Raw genomic sequence first — 17,837 nt, 5'->3', positions numbered from 1 at the left:
TCCCGATCATGGCCTGATTAGCGTTGGAAACGCGAAATTTGTCAAGGATTCGAATCCGATGCCGCAATCCGGAAATCAATATCAGATTGAAAAGAGGTATGTATTGGTATTGGGGGACGTCTTGCGTGCCCCCCGAAATGGCCTGTGTGTCCCCCCAACATCTTGTTGGCGCCTCCTCGCGTCCCCCTAAATACGTCGGCGGATCTCCGACCGGCGATGGCGCGTGGGGGCGGGCCGATTCGCCGCGCGCGCCCTGCCCCGCCTGGGCCTGGACCGCATGTTTGCCGCCTTGCGTGTAAGAATAACGGTCTCGACAAATTGCGCAACTTCAGCGTAAATCGTGAAAACCGCATTATCTACGTCCGAGGTGCCATGCTTACCCATACCGATCTCAGAACCCTCCAGGCCCGCTCGCTCAAGATGCAGGGCTGGATCCGGCAGCAGACCTTCTCACCCGAGAGCGAGAAGACCCTGCGCCGCTTCTCCTCCTGGGAGGTTTCGGAACTGATCTTCGGCATGAACCAGTCCACCTTCCGGGGCAAGCTGGCCGCCGATCCCACCTTACCCGCGGGTAAGGTCGAGCCTGACGGGCGCCAGCGCTGGTTCACCTTGGACGAGGTCAACACCCTGCGCCGCAAGCTCAAGCCGCGCGGCAAGCCGCTGCGGCCCCGGCGTCCGGCAGGCCGCGCCTTCCGCACCGCGATCGCCAATTTCAAGGGCGGTGCCGGCAAGTCCACGGTGGCGCTGCATTTCGCGCATGCCGCCGCGCTGGATGGCTACCGGGTGCTCTGCGTCGATTTCGACCCGCAGGCGACGCTCAGCCACTCGATGGGCCTCACCGATGTCAGCGAGGAAAACACCGTCTGGGGCATCATGGCCCGCGACCTGGTGCGCGAGACCGAGATGCAGAACAATGCCCCGCGCGGCGCGGCCAGCGGCACCGCCCTGCCCCGCCGCGCGATCCCGTCCAGCATCACCGATCTGGGGCTCCAGGATCTGCGGCTGGCCGACTTCATCCAGCCGACCAACTGGCCGACCATCGACCTGATTCCGTCCTGCGCCAACGCGGCCTTCGTCGAGTTTGCCTCGGCCCAGTATCGCCACCTGAACCCGGAATGGTCCTTCTTCGCCGCCGTCAGCCGCTTTCTCGACCAGCTGCCCGATGACCAATGGGATCTGATCCTGTTCGATTGCCCGCCCGCCATCGGCTACCAGTCGATGAACGCGGTCTTTGCCGCCGACATGCTCTACATCCCCTCCGGTCCCGGCTATTGGGAGTATGACAGCACCACCAGCTTCATCGGCCAGCTCAGCGAGGCGCTGGAGGATCTGTCGCACGGGTTCGAGGGCACCTTATCCGCGGGTAAGATCGCATTGCCCAAGGTGTTCCACGACATCCGTTTCCTGCTGACCCGCTACGAGCCCGGCAATGACCTGCACCGGGCGATGTTTGAAGCTTTTGGTAAGGTGTTTGATGATAAGCTGGCGCGCCATCCGGTCGAGATGACTCGCGCGGTCGAACAATCCGGGCGGTTCCTCAGTTCGATCTACGAAATGGATTACCGCGACATGACCCGCGAGACCTGGCGCCGCGCCAGGGCCAGTTTCGACCGCGCCTATGGTGAATTCAAAGAGACGATGCTGCCCCATTGGGAGGCGATGGCGACGGACACCTTACCCGCGGATAAGGTCGTGTCCGCGCCGCTGGTGGAAGGAGACCAGACATGACCCGCAAGAGACGGATGTTCGATATCGAGTTGCCCGAGGACGATGCCCCGACGCCCGAGGCACCGGCCCCGGCCGCGCAACGCCGTGGCCCGATGGCCAGCGCCATTTCCGAGAACGCCGAGGCGTTGCAGGCCCGCCGGTCCGCGGCCGAGGCCATCCGCGAGGAGAATGACGCCCTGGCGCATGAATACGTGGCCCTGCGCGAGGCGGGGCACGTCGTCCAATCTGTGCCGCTCGACGAAGTGCATTGCTACCTGCTGGTGCGTGACCGCCTGCCCGGCGACGACATGGAGCTGGCCGAACTGATCACCTCGATCCGCGAGCTTGGCCTGTCCAACCCGATCCGCGTGCTGCCGCGCCCCGATGGCACCGGGGTCGAACTGGTGCAGGGCTACCGGCGGCTCTGCGCCTATCGCAGGCTGCTTGAGGAAACCGGCGACGAGGCATGGGCGCGCATCCCCGCGCTGGTCCTGCCTGGGGCGGCCGATGTCTCCGGGCTCTATCGCCGGATGGTGGATGAGAACGTGATCCGCAAGGATCTGTCCTTCGCCGAGATGGCTTATGCCGCGCAGAACTACGCCGCCGATCCGGCCACCGAGGCCACCGATCTGGGCGAGGCTGTCGCCGCTCTGTTCCAGTCCGCGCCCTATTCCAAGCGCAGCTATATCCGCTCCTTCGCGCATCTGCTGGACAGTCTCGGGACGGCGCTGAGCTTCCCGACCGAGATCCCCCGCGCCCTGGGGGTGGAGCTGTCGCGGCTGCTCAAGGACCGGCCCGAACTGGCCGAAGGCATCCGCCGCGAGGTCAGGGCGCTTGGCGACAACCACAACATCCGCGACGAGCTGGACGTGCTGCGCCGCTACGCCAAGGCGGATGAGTTCGACATCCTGCCGGAGGGTGCCGCAACGGCGAAACCCGCCGCGCGGGCGGGGCAGGGCGGCGCCAAGGCCAAGACCACCTTTCACATCCGCAGCGCCCATGGCCAGGTCAAATGCACCGCCGGTCAGGGCCGCTTGGAGATCAAGGTCGCGCGCGATTTCACCTCGATCGACCGCGCGCGGCTGGAACAGGCGATTGCCACGCTGGTCGACGGGCTGGAGTGACCTTACCCGCGGATAAGGTCACAAAAGCCCCAACCTCTCGGCACGGTCCAGCAGCATCCTGACCGAAGACGGCTGCCAGCTTGTGCGCCCACGCGGCGTGCGTTCGCGCATCGCCTCCAGCCGGTCGCAGATCGCCTGCAAGGTAATATCGGGGTCCGCCCCCTTGATGGCGGCGACAATGGCGGGCAGGCGGTCATCGCCCGCGCGCCGTCCGGCGCGGCCAAGGACGGTCTCCGGCAGGAACCCGTCACGGACATAGGCGTTCACAGCCCGCAGCAGGCGGCTTTGCGTCCAGCGGCGGCCGTGGGGCAGGGGGCCGTTAATGATCCGCAGCACATCTTCCCAGGCCATGTCTGGCCGGAGGCGACGGACCTGCGGCACCCAATCCTGCGCGGTTTCGTTCAGGCGCTCCATATAGCCATCCTGACGCGCCAGCCGCACCTTGCGCAGGGCGGCAGGGTCTTTGGCCCTCAGCCCAGGGTTCCCGCCCACACGGCCTTTGGAGCGCGCCGAGGCAAGCCCGGCCTTGGTGCGTTCGCGGATCAGGGCGCGTTCGAACTCGGCCGCTGCACCCAGAACCTGCAGCGTGAACTTTCCCTGCGGGGAGGACGTATCGATCGGATCGGTCAGCGAGCGGAAGAAGGCGCCCTTCGCCTCCAGCCGCTCGATCACCTCCAGCAGATGCGAGAGCGACCGCGCCAGCCGGTCGATCCGCACGACGACCAGCGTGTCGCCTTTGCCAATGCGTTCCAACACCCGCGCAAGCACCGGCCGCGCACGATTGCCGCCCGAGGCGTGTTCCTCATGGATCTCGGCGCAACCCGCGGATTTCAGGGCCTCGGACTGGGGCAGGGGGGTCTGATCCTCTGTGGAGACGCGGGCGTAGCCTATCAGGGGCATGGAAACGGGCCGTTTGCAATTTAGGGTATCACCACTAAACGACCGTTTGTAAACGGATGCAAGAGCGCTCTCTGTGGTCTTGCTCAGCGCAAAGCCCTTGGTTTCCATAGGCTGAGCGCGATGAGAGCGCCCTCGCCGACCATCGCCCGCGCGTGCTATATGATGAGCGTGGGTGCAACCCGATAAAACCCTTGGGTAAAATGCAAAATCCCACTATTTTGCACATATGAAGCCTCAAGCGCCTGCCTTTCTTGATGACTCGGACGCTCTCTTCCTCGATGCTGAGGAGGTGGAGGAGTCGTCCGAGGACGATCTGTGGTTCCTGCCCGGTCCCATGGAAGAGGAGCCGGATTATTTGCCACCCGGACCGCGGGCCGAGCCGCGTGAAGCCGAGGCTCTCGACGATTGGCGGAAAGCAGAGGCGGGTCATGCCGCGCGTCTTGCCCGTGTGGCCGGTCGCGTCGGCGCGCTGGACGACCGACTAAAGCGCAGCCCGGAAGGATGGCGGCACAGGCTCGCCCTGATCGAGGCTGCCGATCTCAGCTGGTTCGCGGGTGACCGCATCGGTCCGGATCGGCTGGCGCTCTGGATGTCCCTGCGCATTTCCGGCCTGCAAGACGACACCGCCGCACTCGCGCGTGTCGGTTGGGCGGTACGTCGTCTAACAGGGGGGCCAGGCCCAGAGGTGGACCTGTCTGCCTTCCTCGACCGTCGCGATCCCGAAAAAATGGCAGATGAAGCCGAGCCGTTCGCGGACCGCGCGGGAGGATGGCTCGACCTGATGGCACAAGCCGCCGATCTTCACCCGATAAGCCGCGCCTGCGCGGGTTATCACCTCTGGAGCCTCGCGGGACTCGGGCAGCAGGGTGACCGAATGGAAGCGGCAGTCACGGCCGCGCGGATCGCGGCCAGCGACGGCAAGGGCGCAGTCTTTGCGCCTCTGGTCATGGGCGGGGCAGGGGGGCTGCGCGCGGGTGGCTCACCCGCCGACCGTCTGGCGCGATGGCTTGACGGGATGGAGACCGCCTGCCTGACCGCAATGCGGCACCTAGACGATATCGAGGCATGGTCAGCGAGGGCAGAAACCGAGATGACCCCACTCTCGGGCCGCACGCCCCCAGCCTTGTGCGCTGTTCTGACCGAATGGCCACTCGTCTCCGCCCCGATGGCCGAGGCTCTGACCGGCGCCAGTCGCGCCGCCGTCCAGCGAAACATTGCCTGGATGGAGGAAAAGGGTCTGGTCCGCGAGATGACGGGGCAGGGGCGGTATCGGATGTGGCGTGCGGCGAACTGAAGTCAGCAGCGACCTGCACACCCATTCGGTCAAGCGCTTTGTTGAGCGGGCAGGTCCCCATCAGCGAACAGGTTCGGGAAAAGGCGTTCCCGGTAGTCGAGAGGAAATGCAAGTCGCACGGGCGTCTTTGGCGAGGTAGATGACAGGTACCTCCGCCCTGCAACGCGCTGATCACGCCGAGCCCCATGCCATCGTCGATGGCATAGACCCCATTGATCTGGTCGCCGTATTGGGTCAGGAAGGTTTCCATGACGGTCTGCGCGCGTTCCCTGTTCCATTCCGCCGTCTGGCTGTCAAGCACGCTGATACCCGGATAGGCATCTGCAATCGGGTCGAGGAAGCAGTTGCCGCGCAGGATCGACACGGTGTAGCCCGGCGTGCCTTCGACCACCACGATATTGCCTTCGCCATCCAGCGCATCGGCCAGCATGTCGGCGGCCTGTTGCGCCTGCAAGCAGTCATCGGGGCCGGTATGGCCAACGATGTAGCGCCGCGCCTCAACACATTGTGAGTAGATGTAAACCCGTTCCAATCCATCACCGGACAGGCCCGGAATCGTCGTTGAAGAGCGGCTTCCTCCGTGGCCCCGGTCCAAGCGCTGCATGGTATATTTGTCTCATGCAGCTATCTGATTAGCTTTTTGCTGCAAGTTCCTTCTTTGGATCGTGGAAAGGGATCGGCACGACTACGCCGCCGCGTGTTTCCCCCAGCTTGTCAACGGTCAGCTCCGTCTCGAGGTCTGCATGCTCGATTTTCAGCATGCCAAGTGCGATGTTCTTCTTCAGCCGCGGGGAATAGACCGCCGAGGTGACCGTGCCGACCTGGATTCCGTCCTTCATGAGCGGCCAGAAAAAATCGTTGACGCCAACAAAAGGCTCCCCTTCGATCTCCAGACCGACGAGCTTCTGCCTGATGCCCTTTTCCCTGATCCGTTTCAGCGCGTCCTTGCCGACGAAATCGGCTTCCATGTCGAGGCTGACCAGACGGTCGAGGTTCAGCTCGAACGGGTTGTTGGCCAGGTTCATATCGGCGTGATAGGACAGCATTCCCGCCTCGATCCGGCGAATGCCGGATGTGTGGCCCGGTTTGAGACCCATGGGCGTGCCGATATCCATGATGTGTTCCCAAAGACGGTTTCCGGCAGACCCGTCGCGCAGGAAGATCTCGTAGCCAAGCTCGCTCGACCAGCCGGTGCGCGAAATGATCAGCGGCACCCCGTACCAGTCATATTCCATGAAATGGTAGTATTTCAGTTCGGTCGGGGCGTCGCCGAAACACGCGCGCAGGATATCGCGGGATTTCGGGCCCTGAAGCTGTAGAGGCGACACGTCGGGCTCGGTGATTTCGACATCCATATCGGCGTTCACCGCTACGCCGCGCGCCCATAACAGGACGTCGCTATCGGCGATGGACAGCCAGAAATGGTCCTCGGCCAGTTTCAGCACGATCGGATCGTTGATGACCCCGCCATCCTGATCGGTAATCAGCACATATTTGCACTGCCCGACCTTGCAGGCCGAAATGTCGCGGCAGCACAGGTACTGGGTGAACTTGGCTGCATCCGGCCCCTTGATCTCGACCTGACGTTCGACCGACACGTCACACAAGATCGCCTGTTCGATCAGGTTCCAGAAGTTCTGCTCCGGGCTGCCGAAATCGCGCGGGATATACATGTGGTTATAGACCGAAAAACCCTTGGCGCCCCAACGCAGAGCCGCGTCGGAGTAAGGGGACTTGCGGACCTGAGTACCAAAGCTGAAGTCGGCAAAGCGAAGTTCGTGGTTCGTGCTCATGTTCGTGTTCCAGTCGGTGAATGTGGGAGGGTCATCGCTTCTGGCGCAGCAGATCGCGGAGTTCATTCTTGCGGATTTTTCCGGTGGTCGTCTTTGGCAGTTCGCCGAAGATCACCTTCTTGGGACGCATGTAGCCGGCCAGGTTTGCCTTGGCATGGGCCAGCAGGTCTTCTTCAGTCACCGCGCCGCAAAGTTCGACAAAGGCGCAGGGCACTTCGCCCCATTTCTCGTCGGGCATGGCCACGACCGCGACGAGGCTGACGGCAGGGTGGGAATAAAGCGCCTTTTCCACCTCGATGGACGAGATGTTCTCGCCGCCCGAGATGATGATGTCCTTGGACCGGTCGCGGATCTCGATGTAGCCATCGGAATGCTGCACCGCGATGTCGCCCGACCAGAACCAGCCGTCCTTGAAGGCCTTCGCGGTCTCCTCGGGCGCCTTCAGGTAGCCCTTCATGACGATATTGCCGCGAAACACGACCTCGCCGGGGGTCTGAGCGTCCCAGGGAACAGGCTCTCCTGTCTCGGGGTCGAGAACCAGAACGTCTTCTTCCAGCTCATAAGCCACGCCTTGCCGCGCCTTCAAATCGGCCCTTTCCTGCGCGGGCAAGTCGGCCCAGACAGGTTTTTCGGCGCAAACCACGGCGGGGCCATAGACCTCGGTCAGGCCGTAGACATGGGTTATGGATATGCCCATCGCCTCCATCCCCTTGATCACGCTGGCGGGCGGTGGCGCGGCGGCGGTCATCATCTTGATCTTTTGCGGGAAGTCGCGCTTTTGTTCGGCCCCACTGATCATCGACATGATAATCGGCGCACCGCACAGGTGGGTCACGCCATGATCGGCGAAGGCGTCATAAATCGCCTCCGGCCTTGGCGCGCGCAGGAACACATGGGTTCCGGCGAGCATGGTGATCGTCCAGGGGAAGCACCAGCCGTTGCAGTGAAACAGCGGCAGCGTCCACAGATAGACGGGGTGGTGCGGCATTTCCCAGGTGACGACATTGTTGACCGCATTGGTCCAGGCGCCACGGTGAGAATAAACAACGCCCTTGGGCCGACCCGTGGTTCCGGAAGTGTAGTTCAGCGCCAGCGCGTCCCACTCATCATCGGGCAGGGTATAGGCGAAGGTGGGATCGCCTTCGGCCAGCAGATCGTCAAAGGTGAGCTCGCCGATCCTTTCGCCACCCGGTCCTTCGCTGTCTTCGATATCGACGATCAGGAGATCGCGGCCGGATTGCGCGACGGCTTCGGCGGCCATTGCCGAAAACTCGGTATCGACCAGCAGAACCTTCGCCTCGCCATGTTCAAGAATATAGGCGATCGTGCCGGAACCGAGCCGCGTGTTGTTGGCGTTCAGGACCGCCCCCAGCATCGGCAGCGCCAACGCGCATTCCAGGGCCTCCGGGATGTTCGGCGCGATCAGGGCAACGGTGTCGCCTTTGCCGACACCTCGTTTGGCCAGTGCCGAGGCCAGCTGCTTGCACCGCTCCGCGACCTCACCCCAGTTGCGGCGGATGTGCCCATGGATCTGCGCGGGCAGTTCGGGGTGCACACGCTCCACGCGCTTGAGGATCGAAACAGGGGACAGCGCCGTATGATTGGCGGCATTGCGCGCCAGTTCGGGCCCATCAAACGTCATTCACCCGTCCACTCTGGCATGGATTCCTTACGCGTGAAGGCACCGATCCCGGCCTCGGCGTCGCGCGCCATCATGTTCTCGACCATTGTGCGGCCGGCAAAGGCATAGGCTTCTTCCAGCGGCATTTCGGTCTGTTCATAAAAGGCACGCTTGCCGATCTTGACCGCAGACGGCGATTTGTCGGCGATGATGCGCGCCATTTCCATGGCCTTCCCCTCAACCTCTGCCACTGGCACCACATGGTTCACAAGACCCATTTCGGCGACACGGGCGGCGGGTAGAAACTCGCCCATCAGCAGCATTTCCATCGCCATCTTGCGCGGCACATTGCGCGACAGCGCAACCATGGGCGTGGAGCAGAAAAGGCCGATATTCACGCCCGACGTGGCGAATGTCGCATCCTCGGCGGCCACGGCCAGATCGCAGGACGCCACCAGCTGGCATCCTGCCGCCGTGGCAATCCCCTTGACCTCGGCGATCACCGGCTGCGGCAGGCGCACGATGCGCAGCATCATCGCGGAACATTTGGCAAAGAGGTCCTGGAAATACTGGAACCCACCGTCGCCGTCTTCGCGGCGCGCGGTCATTTCCTTGAGGTTATGACCCGCACAAAAATGGTCGCCGCCGCTGCGCAGGATCACGACCTTGACGCTGCGGTCCGCCGCGATTGCGTCCAGCATGTCGGACAGGGCGGCCAGCATCGCCTCTGACAGGGCGTTGATGGATTTGGGTGCATTCAGCGTCAGAACACTGATGCCGTCCTGGTCCGAGCGCAGGATGAGTTGTTCGGTTTCCATTGTGCCGTCCATGATTTATACCAACGCGCCGCCGGCCGATTTCCACGCACCAACGCCGCCGGACATGTTCAGAATCGGCGAGAGGCCCATCTCGATGGCCACCAGCGCCGCCATGGCGGACCGTCCACCGGATGCGCAGTAAAAGACATAGGTCTTGTCCTGATTGAATTCGGGTTTGTGCGCCGGGCTTTCGGGACAGATATGGAACTCCATCATGCCGCGGGACGATGATACGGCCCCCTTTATGACGCCTGTCCTTGCCTGCTCCTTGCCGTCGCGCAGATCGACGAAGACGTGAGCGGGGGAGGTCGCCAATGCCAGCGCATCTTCGGCGCTGATTGCAGGTACACGCCCCAGGGCATCATTCACGATATCCTTGGCACTCTTGTTGATGGTCTGTGACACGATCAGATTCCTTGTTTGGACGACACCAGGCCGCTGTTGTCAGATCGCCAGGTCGAGGCGCGGTTTCCAGAACGGGCGGAACAGCTCGATCTTGGGACAGCGGTTCATCACGACCTTGAGGCCGGCGTCTTCGGCAAGCTTTGCGGCGGCATCGTCGTAGACGCCGATCTGCCCCCAGATCACCTTGGCCCCGATGGCAATCGCCTTTTCGGTGATGGCATAGAGTTCGTCCTTGGGACGAAAGACCTCGACCATATCAACAGGGCGATCGATCTCTTCGAGCGAGTGAACCACCGGAATGCCGCGAATTTCGGTCAGGTTCGGGTTCGGGTTTACCGGGATCATGTCGTAGCCGGTTTCATGCAGCACGCGCAGCACCCCATAGCTGAATTTGGTCTTGTCAGCGCTGGCACCAACCATCGCGATGGTTTTCACCGACTTCAGAATGTCGGCAAGGTATTTCTGGTCGTAATCGTAGAGTTCATCCAGCGCTTGGGCGGGCATGTCTCAGGCCTCCTTCGGGGTCGCGATATCCGCCTTCAGCTCATGCGGCTCCAGCGGATCGAGGAAAGGGTTGCGGTAGAGTTTGTCGTGGCTTTCGACGCCGATTTCGAGCGTGATGTCGGTCATCGGGCGTGCGACGCAGAGCAGGACATATCCGTTGTTGATCTGACGGTTGTTCAGCGCCACCTGACGTCGCTGATCGACCTCACCATCGGTCAGTTTGGCCGCACAGGTGATGCAGCCGCCGTATTTGCAGCCATAGGGCAGGTCGACCCCTTGCTCGCGCAGGGTCTCCAACAGCGGACGGCGCGCTTCGACCTGATAGGCCGCGCCGTCGCGGTTGGCGATGGTTATGGTGCGTGTCGCGGTCAAAGCCAGATATCGCTGGTGCAGTCGCCGCCGGGGTAACGGGTTTCGTGGCAGCGGCTGGGGCCGTTCGGTTCCTTGCCGAAATCGACGATGAAATCCTCGTTGATCTTCATGCCGCCGTTTTCGACATCACAGTCGATCATCAGCATGACACCGCCCTGTGTGCGGATCTCGGGGTAGAACTGGTTGTCCCAGGTCGAGAACAGCGAGGTCGTGACATAGAGCCGCTTGCCATCGAGCGAGAGCTGATACATCTGCGGCCCGCCCGCGATTTTCACGCCGTTGACCTCTGGTGCCTTGCCCAGCAAACCACCCATCCAGACCTGACCGGTCAGGACCGGGTTGTGCGGATCGGAGATGTCATACTGGCGCATGTCACCGTGCAGCCAGTTGTTCAGATACAGGTATTTGTCATCCATCGACACGAGGATCGCGCTCATCACGCCCGGCACCGGAATGGGCCATTCGGGATGCGGTTCGTTCTCGACGTCGATGATCTTTTCCCATTCCCACTTGCCGGCCTCGGATTTCCAGAAATGGATCACGTTGGCCGACAAGGCCGCGCCACAGAACCCGTGGCTACTGTCGGGATCATGATGGAATTTCACCTCCAGAGGGATCAGCCCGTCTTCGCCCAGATACATGGTTTCGACCGGCTTGCGCGCTTCGAAATCCCAGATGTGCAAGCGGCGGCCGTATTTCAGGTGCCCCACTTCCTCCAGATCGAAGCCCGGCATGAAGGTGTTGGGCGCGGCCCACTCGGAAGACACCATGACGTTGTGGCGCGGCTGGTACCAGAAATCATAGGAAAACGGGATGTCGCCCATGGTTTCTTCCCACCGGCCCTGAATCTCGAACTCCCTGTTCAGATGCAGGTAGCCGCCTGGCGCTTCGCCTTTCGCATCGCCCAGAAACGAAATGATGATCTCACTGCCCAGGCAATGCACGGTATGGGGGCCGCTGAGGTTGGCCTTCGACTTGATCTCGGCCCCGTCGATCACCTTGTGCAATCGCGGCGCGCGTGGATCGGTGGCCGTGTCGATAACGTGGATGTTGTTGGACCGCACGCCGGGAACCAGCAGATACTTGCGCGACATGCCCGCATCGTCATGGCACGAAGAACAGGCGTTCCACCCCATGTGGTGCAGTTCATCCCCGATGCCGGGCATCTCGAGCCGGTGGATGACCTGGCTATAGGTCGGGCTGTCCGGGTCCGCATCCACGGTCGCCAGATAATCCGGTTTCTGGATGCCGGTGCCGGTATAGATGGCGATCGTGTAGAGCAGTTTCTCGCGGGGGGCCTTGATCGCCTCGGTCGGACTTGCATAGCCCGGGCCGCAACATGCGCCGTCCATCATCACATTCCTCCCTTGCGATAACTTCACACTTCTCGTATTTCGATAATGAGATTCTCGCAAGGTAAAAAGTATGCATCTGGAAAGACTCGTTTGGATCCTTGAAATCGTCGGGCAGAAGGGTGAGGCAACGGTGGCCGAGATCTGTGCCCATTCGGACCTGCCCAAGCCTTCTGCCTACAGGCTTGTGCAGGATCTGGTCGATGTCGGGCTGCTGGAACCTGTCGCCCGCGGGCGGTTTGCGATTGGCATCCGCCTGAAGCACATAACGCATAGCGATCAGTCTGACCGTGCGCTGCTTGAACTGATTGCGCCAACGCTGAAACAGGCGGCTGCCGAAGTCGGTGCCGCGTTCTTCCTGTCGCGCCTGCGCGGAAAATCCGTTGAAATCATCCACGTCGAGACGCCCGACACCGGAGTGTCCTTTCTTCATCCGGGTTTAGGCAAGCGCCCCTTGCATGCCTGTTCCTGCTCGAAGGCTGTCGCGGCGTTTTCACCGGATCTGTTCCCGACCGGCGACATGGAAGGGCAGTTGCGGGCATATACCGAGTTCACCGTAACGAACCTGCATGATCTGGAAGCGGAGTTCGAAACCATTCGTCAGCAGGGCTTTGCGGAGTGTGTGGAAGAGATTGAGCGCGGCATGTGCTCCGTCGCGGCTCCTCTTGCACCAAGCGGCCCTGGGGCCATGATGTCCATCGGTGCGACGGGATCCATGCGGGTGTTCACGCCGGCGTTTCGTGAGAAGCTAGGTCGCCAGATCGTCCAGATCGCGGGCGAGTTGTCGACCGGCCTTGGATGGGGCGTGGCGCAGGAGACAGGAAGAACGAGCCTGCCCTGACGCGCGCCGTCCTCCAGCGAGCTCTGGTGCAGTTGCAGGGCCGGGGCCAGCCAGCCCATGCGTTCGGCGCGGATGTTGTTGCCGATCACCGGGCCATTGATCGGAATGGGTCTAGAAGGAGCTGGTGCCGTCCATCAGCCGGGGCGGTCGGGTCCAGACATGCGCCGCGGTGCCGCCGGAATTGGGGAAGGCGACGGGTAGCGGCCAATCCACGAGGCCAGGCAAGCCTGTGGATGTTCTCTTGCGGTGAATACTCATTGCCCCGTCAGTATCAAAGGAATTCCACGGACGGGCCGAGGGCCTTCGAGCAGGGAGAGGAACGCGACGGATTGAAGGCCGCGACCGAACCCGCTCTATGTCGAACGATCACGCGCCCGGACATCCTCCAGCAACGCATAGAAGGCGGGCAGCACCAGCAGGATCAGCACCGTTGCGGCAAGCAACCCGAAGACGACCGAGATCACCAGCGGTTTGAGCGTCTGCGCCTGGGTCGAGGTTTCGAGCAGCATCGGGGCCATGCCCATGATGGTGGTCGAGACCGACACGAAGATCGGTCGGATCCGGGCGCGCACGGCCTCGCTGGCGGCGTCGGTGGCTGAAAACCCCTCGGTCCGGCGCGCCTTGATCACACCGACGAGAAGGATCGCGTTGTTCACCACGATTCCGGCCAGTGACGCGGCCCCCACCAGCGACGGCATCGAGATGTTGTACCCCATGAGCGCATGGCCCCAGATCACCCCGAGAAAGGCCAGCGGGATGGTGACCATCACGATCAGCGGCTCGACATAGCTGCGAAACTGGAAGCTGAGCACGATATAGACACCGACCAGCCCGATCAGGAAACCCCGCAGGATCGAGGCGACGGTTTCCGCCGAATTCGCGGCCTGGCCGCCGACCTCGAAACCCAGGCGCGGGGTGTTGGCAACCAGATCGGGCAGGAAGCCCCCGGTCATCTGCGCGGTGATTGCGTCGGCGTTGCCGACCCGCCCATCGACATCGGCCGAGACGGTCACTGTGCGCACTCCGTTGCGCCGGGTGATGCCGCTCCAGCCGCGCGCCTCGGTGATGGTGGCGATGCTGGCCAGGGGTACGGTATCGCCTGCGGGCAGGGCGATCTCGAAGGCGCCCAGATCGGCGCGGGTGGCGCGGTCGGTATCGGACAGCCGCACCTCCAGATCCCAGGCCAGGTCGCCGCGACGGATCTCGGCAAGCTGTGTGCCGAGGAAGGCCGCCCGCAATTGCCCCGCGACATCGCCCGCGGTCAGCCCGAGCGCTTCGGCCCCCGGCGCGAGGCTCAGCCGCAGTTCGGGCGCACCGGGGCGCAGGTCGAGGATCGCGTTGCGCACACCGGCATAGGTCTCCAATTCGGCCAGCGTGGCGCGGCCTGCCGCCTCCAGCGTGGCGAGGTCGGGATGGGTCAGGCGCAGCTCCACCGCGATGCCCTGCGGGCCGATGCCCGGCTCGGTCAGGATCAGCGAGTTGACGCCGGGCAGGAGGCCGATTTCCGCGCGCCAGAGCGTGACGATCTCGTCAAGCGTGCTGGTGCGCGTTTCGGCCCCCAGTAGATCCACCCCGACCGTGGCGACATGCGCGCCGCTTTCGCCCGCCGACAGGTTGCGGCCCAACCGGGTGATGCGCCGGACCACGAGGGGCTGCGCGTCGGGCTGGCCGGGGGTGAGGCCGGCATTGACGCGCTCCAGCGCGGCCTCGACCTGGTCTACCGCCTCGATGGTGCGCGACAGCGGGGTGCCCGCGGGCAGCATCAGCCGCGCCTCCAGCACGTCGCCGTCGATCTCGGGCAGCGCCTCGCGCTTGATCACGCCGCCGCCCAGGGCCCCCACGGTGACGATCAGCGCGCCCAATGCCAGCCCCGCGACGAGCCAGCGCCAGCGGATCGCGGCTTCGGCCAGACGGCCCACGCCCTTTTCGCGCAACCTGTCGAACCCCGCATCGAAGCGGGTGCGGAAGCGCGAGGGGGCGGTGTCCTTCATCCCGCCCTTCAGGTGGTGCGGCAGGATCAGGAAGGCTTCGATCAGCGAGGCGGCGAGCGCCGCCAGCAACACGACCGGCAGAACCTCCAGCACGGCGCCCAGTTCGCCCGCCAGAAAGGCCAGGGGCAGGAACACGGCCAGCGTCGTCAGGAAGGACGAGATGACGCCGGGCATCACGGCTGCGACGCCCGCGGCGACGTTCTCCACCGTGGCGCCCTTGGCGGCATGCACCGCGATGGAATCCGCGATCACGATGGAATCGTCCATCACGATCCCGATCGCCATGAGCAGCGCCACCAGCGTCATCATGTTCAGGCTGAGCCCGGTCAGCGCCATCCAGAGGAACGCGCCCGCAAAGGCCACGGGCAGGCCCATCGCGGCCCAGATCGCGAAACCGGGGCGGAAGAACAGGCTCATGACCCCGATGACCAGAACCAGGCCGATCACGCCGTTCTGCACCAGCATCAACAGCCGGTCGCGGATGATGGAGGTCACGTCCTGAACCACCGCGACAGTGATCGTGTCGGGCAGGCGGGCCGTTTCCTCGGCCACCAGCGCCGCAACCCCGTCAAGCACGCGCAGCGCGTCGGCATCGCGCGCCTTGGCCACGTCGATGATGATTGCCGGCGTGCCATCGACAAGGGCGCGGTCCTGGGGTGGCTCGAAACGCTCCGCGATCAGCGCCAGGTCGCCGAGTGTCAGGGTCGCGCCATTTTCCAGCACCAGCACGGGAATGGTGGCCAGCGCGGTGGCCGTGTCGCGCTCGGCGGTGAAGCGCAGCGTCAGATCCGCGCCCGGACCTTCCAGCGTTCCGGCGGGCAGGTCGATGTTCTGGGCAGAGATCGCCGCGGCCAGGGCCGCAGGCGTCAGGCCGTGGCTTTCGAGCACGGCCCGCGTCGCGGTGACGGACAGCGTCCGGGTGCCGAGCCCGCCGCGGCTGACGCGGGTGACGCCGGGGAGGGCGGAAAGGCGGTCGGTGAGGGCGTCGGCGTAGAGGTCAAGCTCGCCCAGGGGCAGGTCGCCCGAGATGGCGACCGACGTGACCGGGTCGGCGCGGTGCAATTCGCGCACGATGGCCGGATCGGCGCGGTCCGGAAAGGCATCGATCGCCGACACCTCGGTGCGCAGCGAATTGACGAAGCGCAGCGCGTCATTGCCCGGTGCCATGGTCGCCACGGCGCGGCCACGACCGGTCTGCGCGCTGCAGGTGAAGGTCTCCAGACCCTCGACGCCCTGCACCCCATCCCAGAGCGGCGCGCAGATCGCGGTTTCGACATCCTCGGCGGCGGCGCCCCGATAGGGCACGATGATCTCGGCCTCGACGGCGCGGAAATCGGGAAATGTCTCGCGCAACAGGCCGGGGGCCGCAAAGAGACCGGCGGCGAGGAACAACAGCAGCAGCAGGTTGCCCGCCGTCGGGTGGCCGGTGAACCAACGGATCATTCGGGCGGCTCGACAGGGGTGAGGGCCATTCCGGGGATGGCCGGGACGATGTCGTCGATCACCACGCGGTCGCCGGGGGACAGGCCTTCGGTGATGATGACGCGCCCGTCCTGGGCGAAGGCGGTGGTGACCGGGCGCAGTTCCAGCAGATCATCGGGGCCGACCACGCGCACCATCCCGGCATGAAGGGCTGCTTCGGGGATCGCCAAGGCAGCTGTCAGGGGCGTGCCCTCGAACGTCAGGCCGACCTGCATGTTCGGAACAAGCGGCAGGCGTCGAGGCGGGTCGGCCCCCTCGTAGGGATCATCGACCGTGACCACGACGGGCACGGTGCGGGCGCGGGCATCCAGCGCCCCCTCGATCCGGACAACGCGGGCGGGCCAGATCTGCGCCGGATCCGACAGGGGGCTGAGCGTCACGTCGATCCGCGCGGCAGGGCCCTCGCGCATCATCTCGGCAAGGGTGGTGCCGACGGGGGCATCGCCCAGGAGGCTGCGAAAACTGTCGATCGCCAGATGCGCCACGACCTCGGCCGCCGCGATGCCGTCGGCACGGATCACCACCTGTCCGGGCGCGACGGTCTGGAACCTCTCGGCGTTTACCTCGGTCACGCGCAGGTCGAAAGGCGTCGTCAGCGCAGTGCGCTCGAGCGAGCGCCGCGCCCGCGCGATGGTGGCCTCGTTCCGCGCGATCTGCGCCGTGATCCTTGCCGCGCGGGACGGGATCAACGCCAGGCTGTTCTCGAGTTCCGCCACCGTGCGGCGGGCCAGGAGTGTCGCGCGCTCGGCCTCGTCGGCGCGGGCCTGCGGGACGGTGCCCTGTTCGGCCAGCCTGCGGGTGCGCTCCAGGTCGGCTTCTGCCAGGCGCAGCCGGTCCTGCTCCAACGCAAGAATGCGGGCTGTGTTCTCGGCCTCCGCGTCCAGCTGCGCGCTCTCGGCCTCCAGCGCCGCCAGGTCGGCCTGCGATTGCGCCAGTGCCAGCTCGTAATCGGCAGGGTCGATGCGCAGAACCTCGGTCCCTTCCGGGATCAGGCGACCCGGCTCCAGGTCGGGATGACGCCAGATCACCTCGCCCTGGACCTCGGCCACGGCAACCCAGGTCTCGGCGGCGTGCAGGTTGCCCCATGCCGTGACGGTGGGCCGGATGTCTTCCGCCGTGATCGTCAAGACCCGGACGGGCAGGGCGGGGGCCGCGCCCTCGACCCGCGCGGGGCCGGGGGCGGATGAGACCATCCAGACCGCCGCCGCAATCCCGAGCGCAATGGGCGGCAGAGCAAGGAGCGGGGCCAGGCGCATGCGATCAGCCCTGCGCCCGGCGCGTCCGCGCCAGTGTGCCATCGCGCAGGAAGACCTGATGACAGACCGCGCCGACAATGAGCATGCGGGAATTGCTGGTGGGGGCAGCGGCGGCAGGCATGGTGCGGATCCCTTTCGGGTGGACAATCGCGACTCGGGATTGTGGTTGCGGGTGACGACAGTGTATGTTAGCGAGTTATAACTAACAAGAGGGTACCGCATGGCCGGACGTCAAAGCGCGGAAGACCGGAAGGCGCAGATCGTGGCCGAGATGCTGCGCCTGGCCGACGAGATCGGGCCCGACCGCCTGAGCACCACCGATATCGCGCGCGCCATCGGCCTCAGCCAGCCCGCGATCTTTCGGCATTTTCCGACCA

15 protein-coding genes and 1 pseudogene are annotated in these 17,837 nt (G+C 64.3%); 5 read left to right on the top strand and 11 right to left on the bottom strand.

Annotation, left to right across the window (positions count from 1 at the left end; all coding sequences use genetic code 11):
- Positions 1–372: 372 nt before the first annotated feature.
- A complete protein-coding gene (locus HNS34_RS15810) occupies positions 373–1,728 on the top strand; it encodes an AAA family ATPase (RefSeq protein ID WP_172321071.1) in 1,356 nt (451 codons plus the stop codon).
- Positions 1,725–2,831, top strand: a complete 1,107-nt coding sequence (locus HNS34_RS15805) for a ParB/RepB/Spo0J family partition protein (RefSeq protein WP_172321070.1) — start codon at positions 1,725–1,727, stop codon at positions 2,829–2,831. Before HNS34_RS15810 ends, HNS34_RS15805 begins: the two co-directional genes overlap by 4 nt.
- 18 nt (positions 2,832–2,849) lie before the next feature.
- Here the strand turns inward: HNS34_RS15805 and HNS34_RS15800 are convergent, their stop codons facing one another.
- On the bottom strand, positions 2,850–3,731 hold the full coding sequence (locus HNS34_RS15800) for a recombinase family protein (protein WP_172321069.1): 882 nt from the start codon (positions 3,729–3,731) through the stop codon (positions 2,850–2,852).
- A gap of 226 nt (positions 3,732–3,957) precedes the next feature.
- Between HNS34_RS15800 and HNS34_RS15795 the strand changes: the two genes are divergently transcribed.
- Positions 3,958–5,025 (top strand): helix-turn-helix domain-containing protein, encoded by a 1,068-nt coding sequence (locus HNS34_RS15795; RefSeq protein WP_172321068.1) that lies wholly within the window; start codon positions 3,958–3,960, stop codon positions 5,023–5,025.
- A gap of 208 nt (positions 5,026–5,233) precedes the next feature.
- Here HNS34_RS15795 and HNS34_RS20770 read toward each other — a convergent pair.
- The 8 genes and pseudogenes from HNS34_RS20770 to HNS34_RS15755 all read right to left on the bottom strand — a co-directional run.
- Positions 5,234–5,455 (bottom strand): annotated as a pseudogene (locus HNS34_RS20770) (substrate-binding domain-containing protein); the annotation flags it as partial.
- Between the two features lie 202 nt (positions 5,456–5,657).
- Positions 5,658–6,818 (bottom strand): glycine cleavage T C-terminal barrel domain-containing protein, encoded by a 1,161-nt coding sequence (locus tag HNS34_RS15785; protein WP_172321140.1) that lies wholly within the window; start codon positions 6,816–6,818, stop codon positions 5,658–5,660.
- Between the two features lie 31 nt (positions 6,819–6,849).
- Entirely contained in the window at positions 6,850–8,460 is a 1,611-nt protein-coding gene (locus tag HNS34_RS15780) for an AMP-binding protein (RefSeq protein ID WP_172321067.1), read from the bottom strand.
- Entirely contained in the window at positions 8,457–9,257 is an 801-nt protein-coding gene (locus HNS34_RS15775) for an enoyl-CoA hydratase (protein WP_235952766.1), read from the bottom strand. The genes HNS34_RS15780 and HNS34_RS15775 overlap by 4 nt, the downstream gene beginning before the upstream one ends.
- Before the next feature lie 15 nt (positions 9,258–9,272).
- Positions 9,273–9,662, bottom strand: coding sequence for a rhodanese-like domain-containing protein (locus tag HNS34_RS15770; protein ID WP_172321065.1), 390 nt, complete (start codon positions 9,660–9,662; stop codon positions 9,273–9,275).
- Positions 9,663–9,701: 39 nt separating this feature from the next.
- Entirely contained in the window at positions 9,702–10,166 is a 465-nt protein-coding gene (locus HNS34_RS15765) for a CoA-binding protein (RefSeq protein ID WP_172321064.1), read from the bottom strand.
- A 3-nt stretch (positions 10,167–10,169) separates the two neighbouring features.
- A complete protein-coding gene (locus HNS34_RS15760) occupies positions 10,170–10,538 on the bottom strand; it encodes a 2Fe-2S iron-sulfur cluster-binding protein (protein ID WP_172321063.1) in 369 nt (122 codons plus the stop codon).
- Positions 10,535–11,893, bottom strand: coding sequence for a selenium-binding family protein (locus tag HNS34_RS15755; RefSeq protein ID WP_214647507.1), 1,359 nt, complete (start codon positions 11,891–11,893; stop codon positions 10,535–10,537). The genes HNS34_RS15760 and HNS34_RS15755 overlap by 4 nt, the downstream gene beginning before the upstream one ends.
- A 70-nt stretch (positions 11,894–11,963) precedes the next feature.
- Between HNS34_RS15755 and HNS34_RS15750 the strand changes: the two genes are divergently transcribed.
- Entirely contained in the window at positions 11,964–12,731 is a 768-nt protein-coding gene (locus HNS34_RS15750) for an IclR family transcriptional regulator (protein ID WP_172321062.1), read from the top strand.
- Between the two features lie 353 nt (positions 12,732–13,084).
- Here the strand turns inward: HNS34_RS15750 and HNS34_RS15745 are convergent, their stop codons facing one another.
- Together HNS34_RS15745 and HNS34_RS15740 are read right to left on the bottom strand one after the other, a co-directional pair.
- Entirely contained in the window at positions 13,085–16,165 is a 3,081-nt protein-coding gene (locus tag HNS34_RS15745; protein ID WP_172321061.1) for an efflux RND transporter permease subunit, read from the bottom strand.
- A complete protein-coding gene (locus tag HNS34_RS15740; RefSeq protein ID WP_172321060.1) occupies positions 16,162–17,460 on the bottom strand; it encodes an efflux RND transporter periplasmic adaptor subunit in 1,299 nt (432 codons plus the stop codon). The genes HNS34_RS15745 and HNS34_RS15740 overlap by 4 nt, the downstream gene beginning before the upstream one ends.
- A 220-nt stretch (positions 17,461–17,680) precedes the next feature.
- Here HNS34_RS15740 and HNS34_RS21100 point away from each other — a divergent pair.
- Positions 17,681–17,837: TetR/AcrR family transcriptional regulator (locus HNS34_RS21100; RefSeq protein ID WP_172321059.1), on the top strand; the 157-nt coding region annotated here is incomplete at its 3' end.

The organism is Alterinioella nitratireducens (assembly GCF_013155465.1).
Taxonomy (GTDB): Bacteria; Pseudomonadota; Alphaproteobacteria; order Rhodobacterales; family Rhodobacteraceae; genus Alterinioella; species Alterinioella nitratireducens.
The sequence above is the reverse complement of the archived record's forward strand: the minus strand, read 5'-3'. Positions and strand labels throughout refer to the sequence as shown.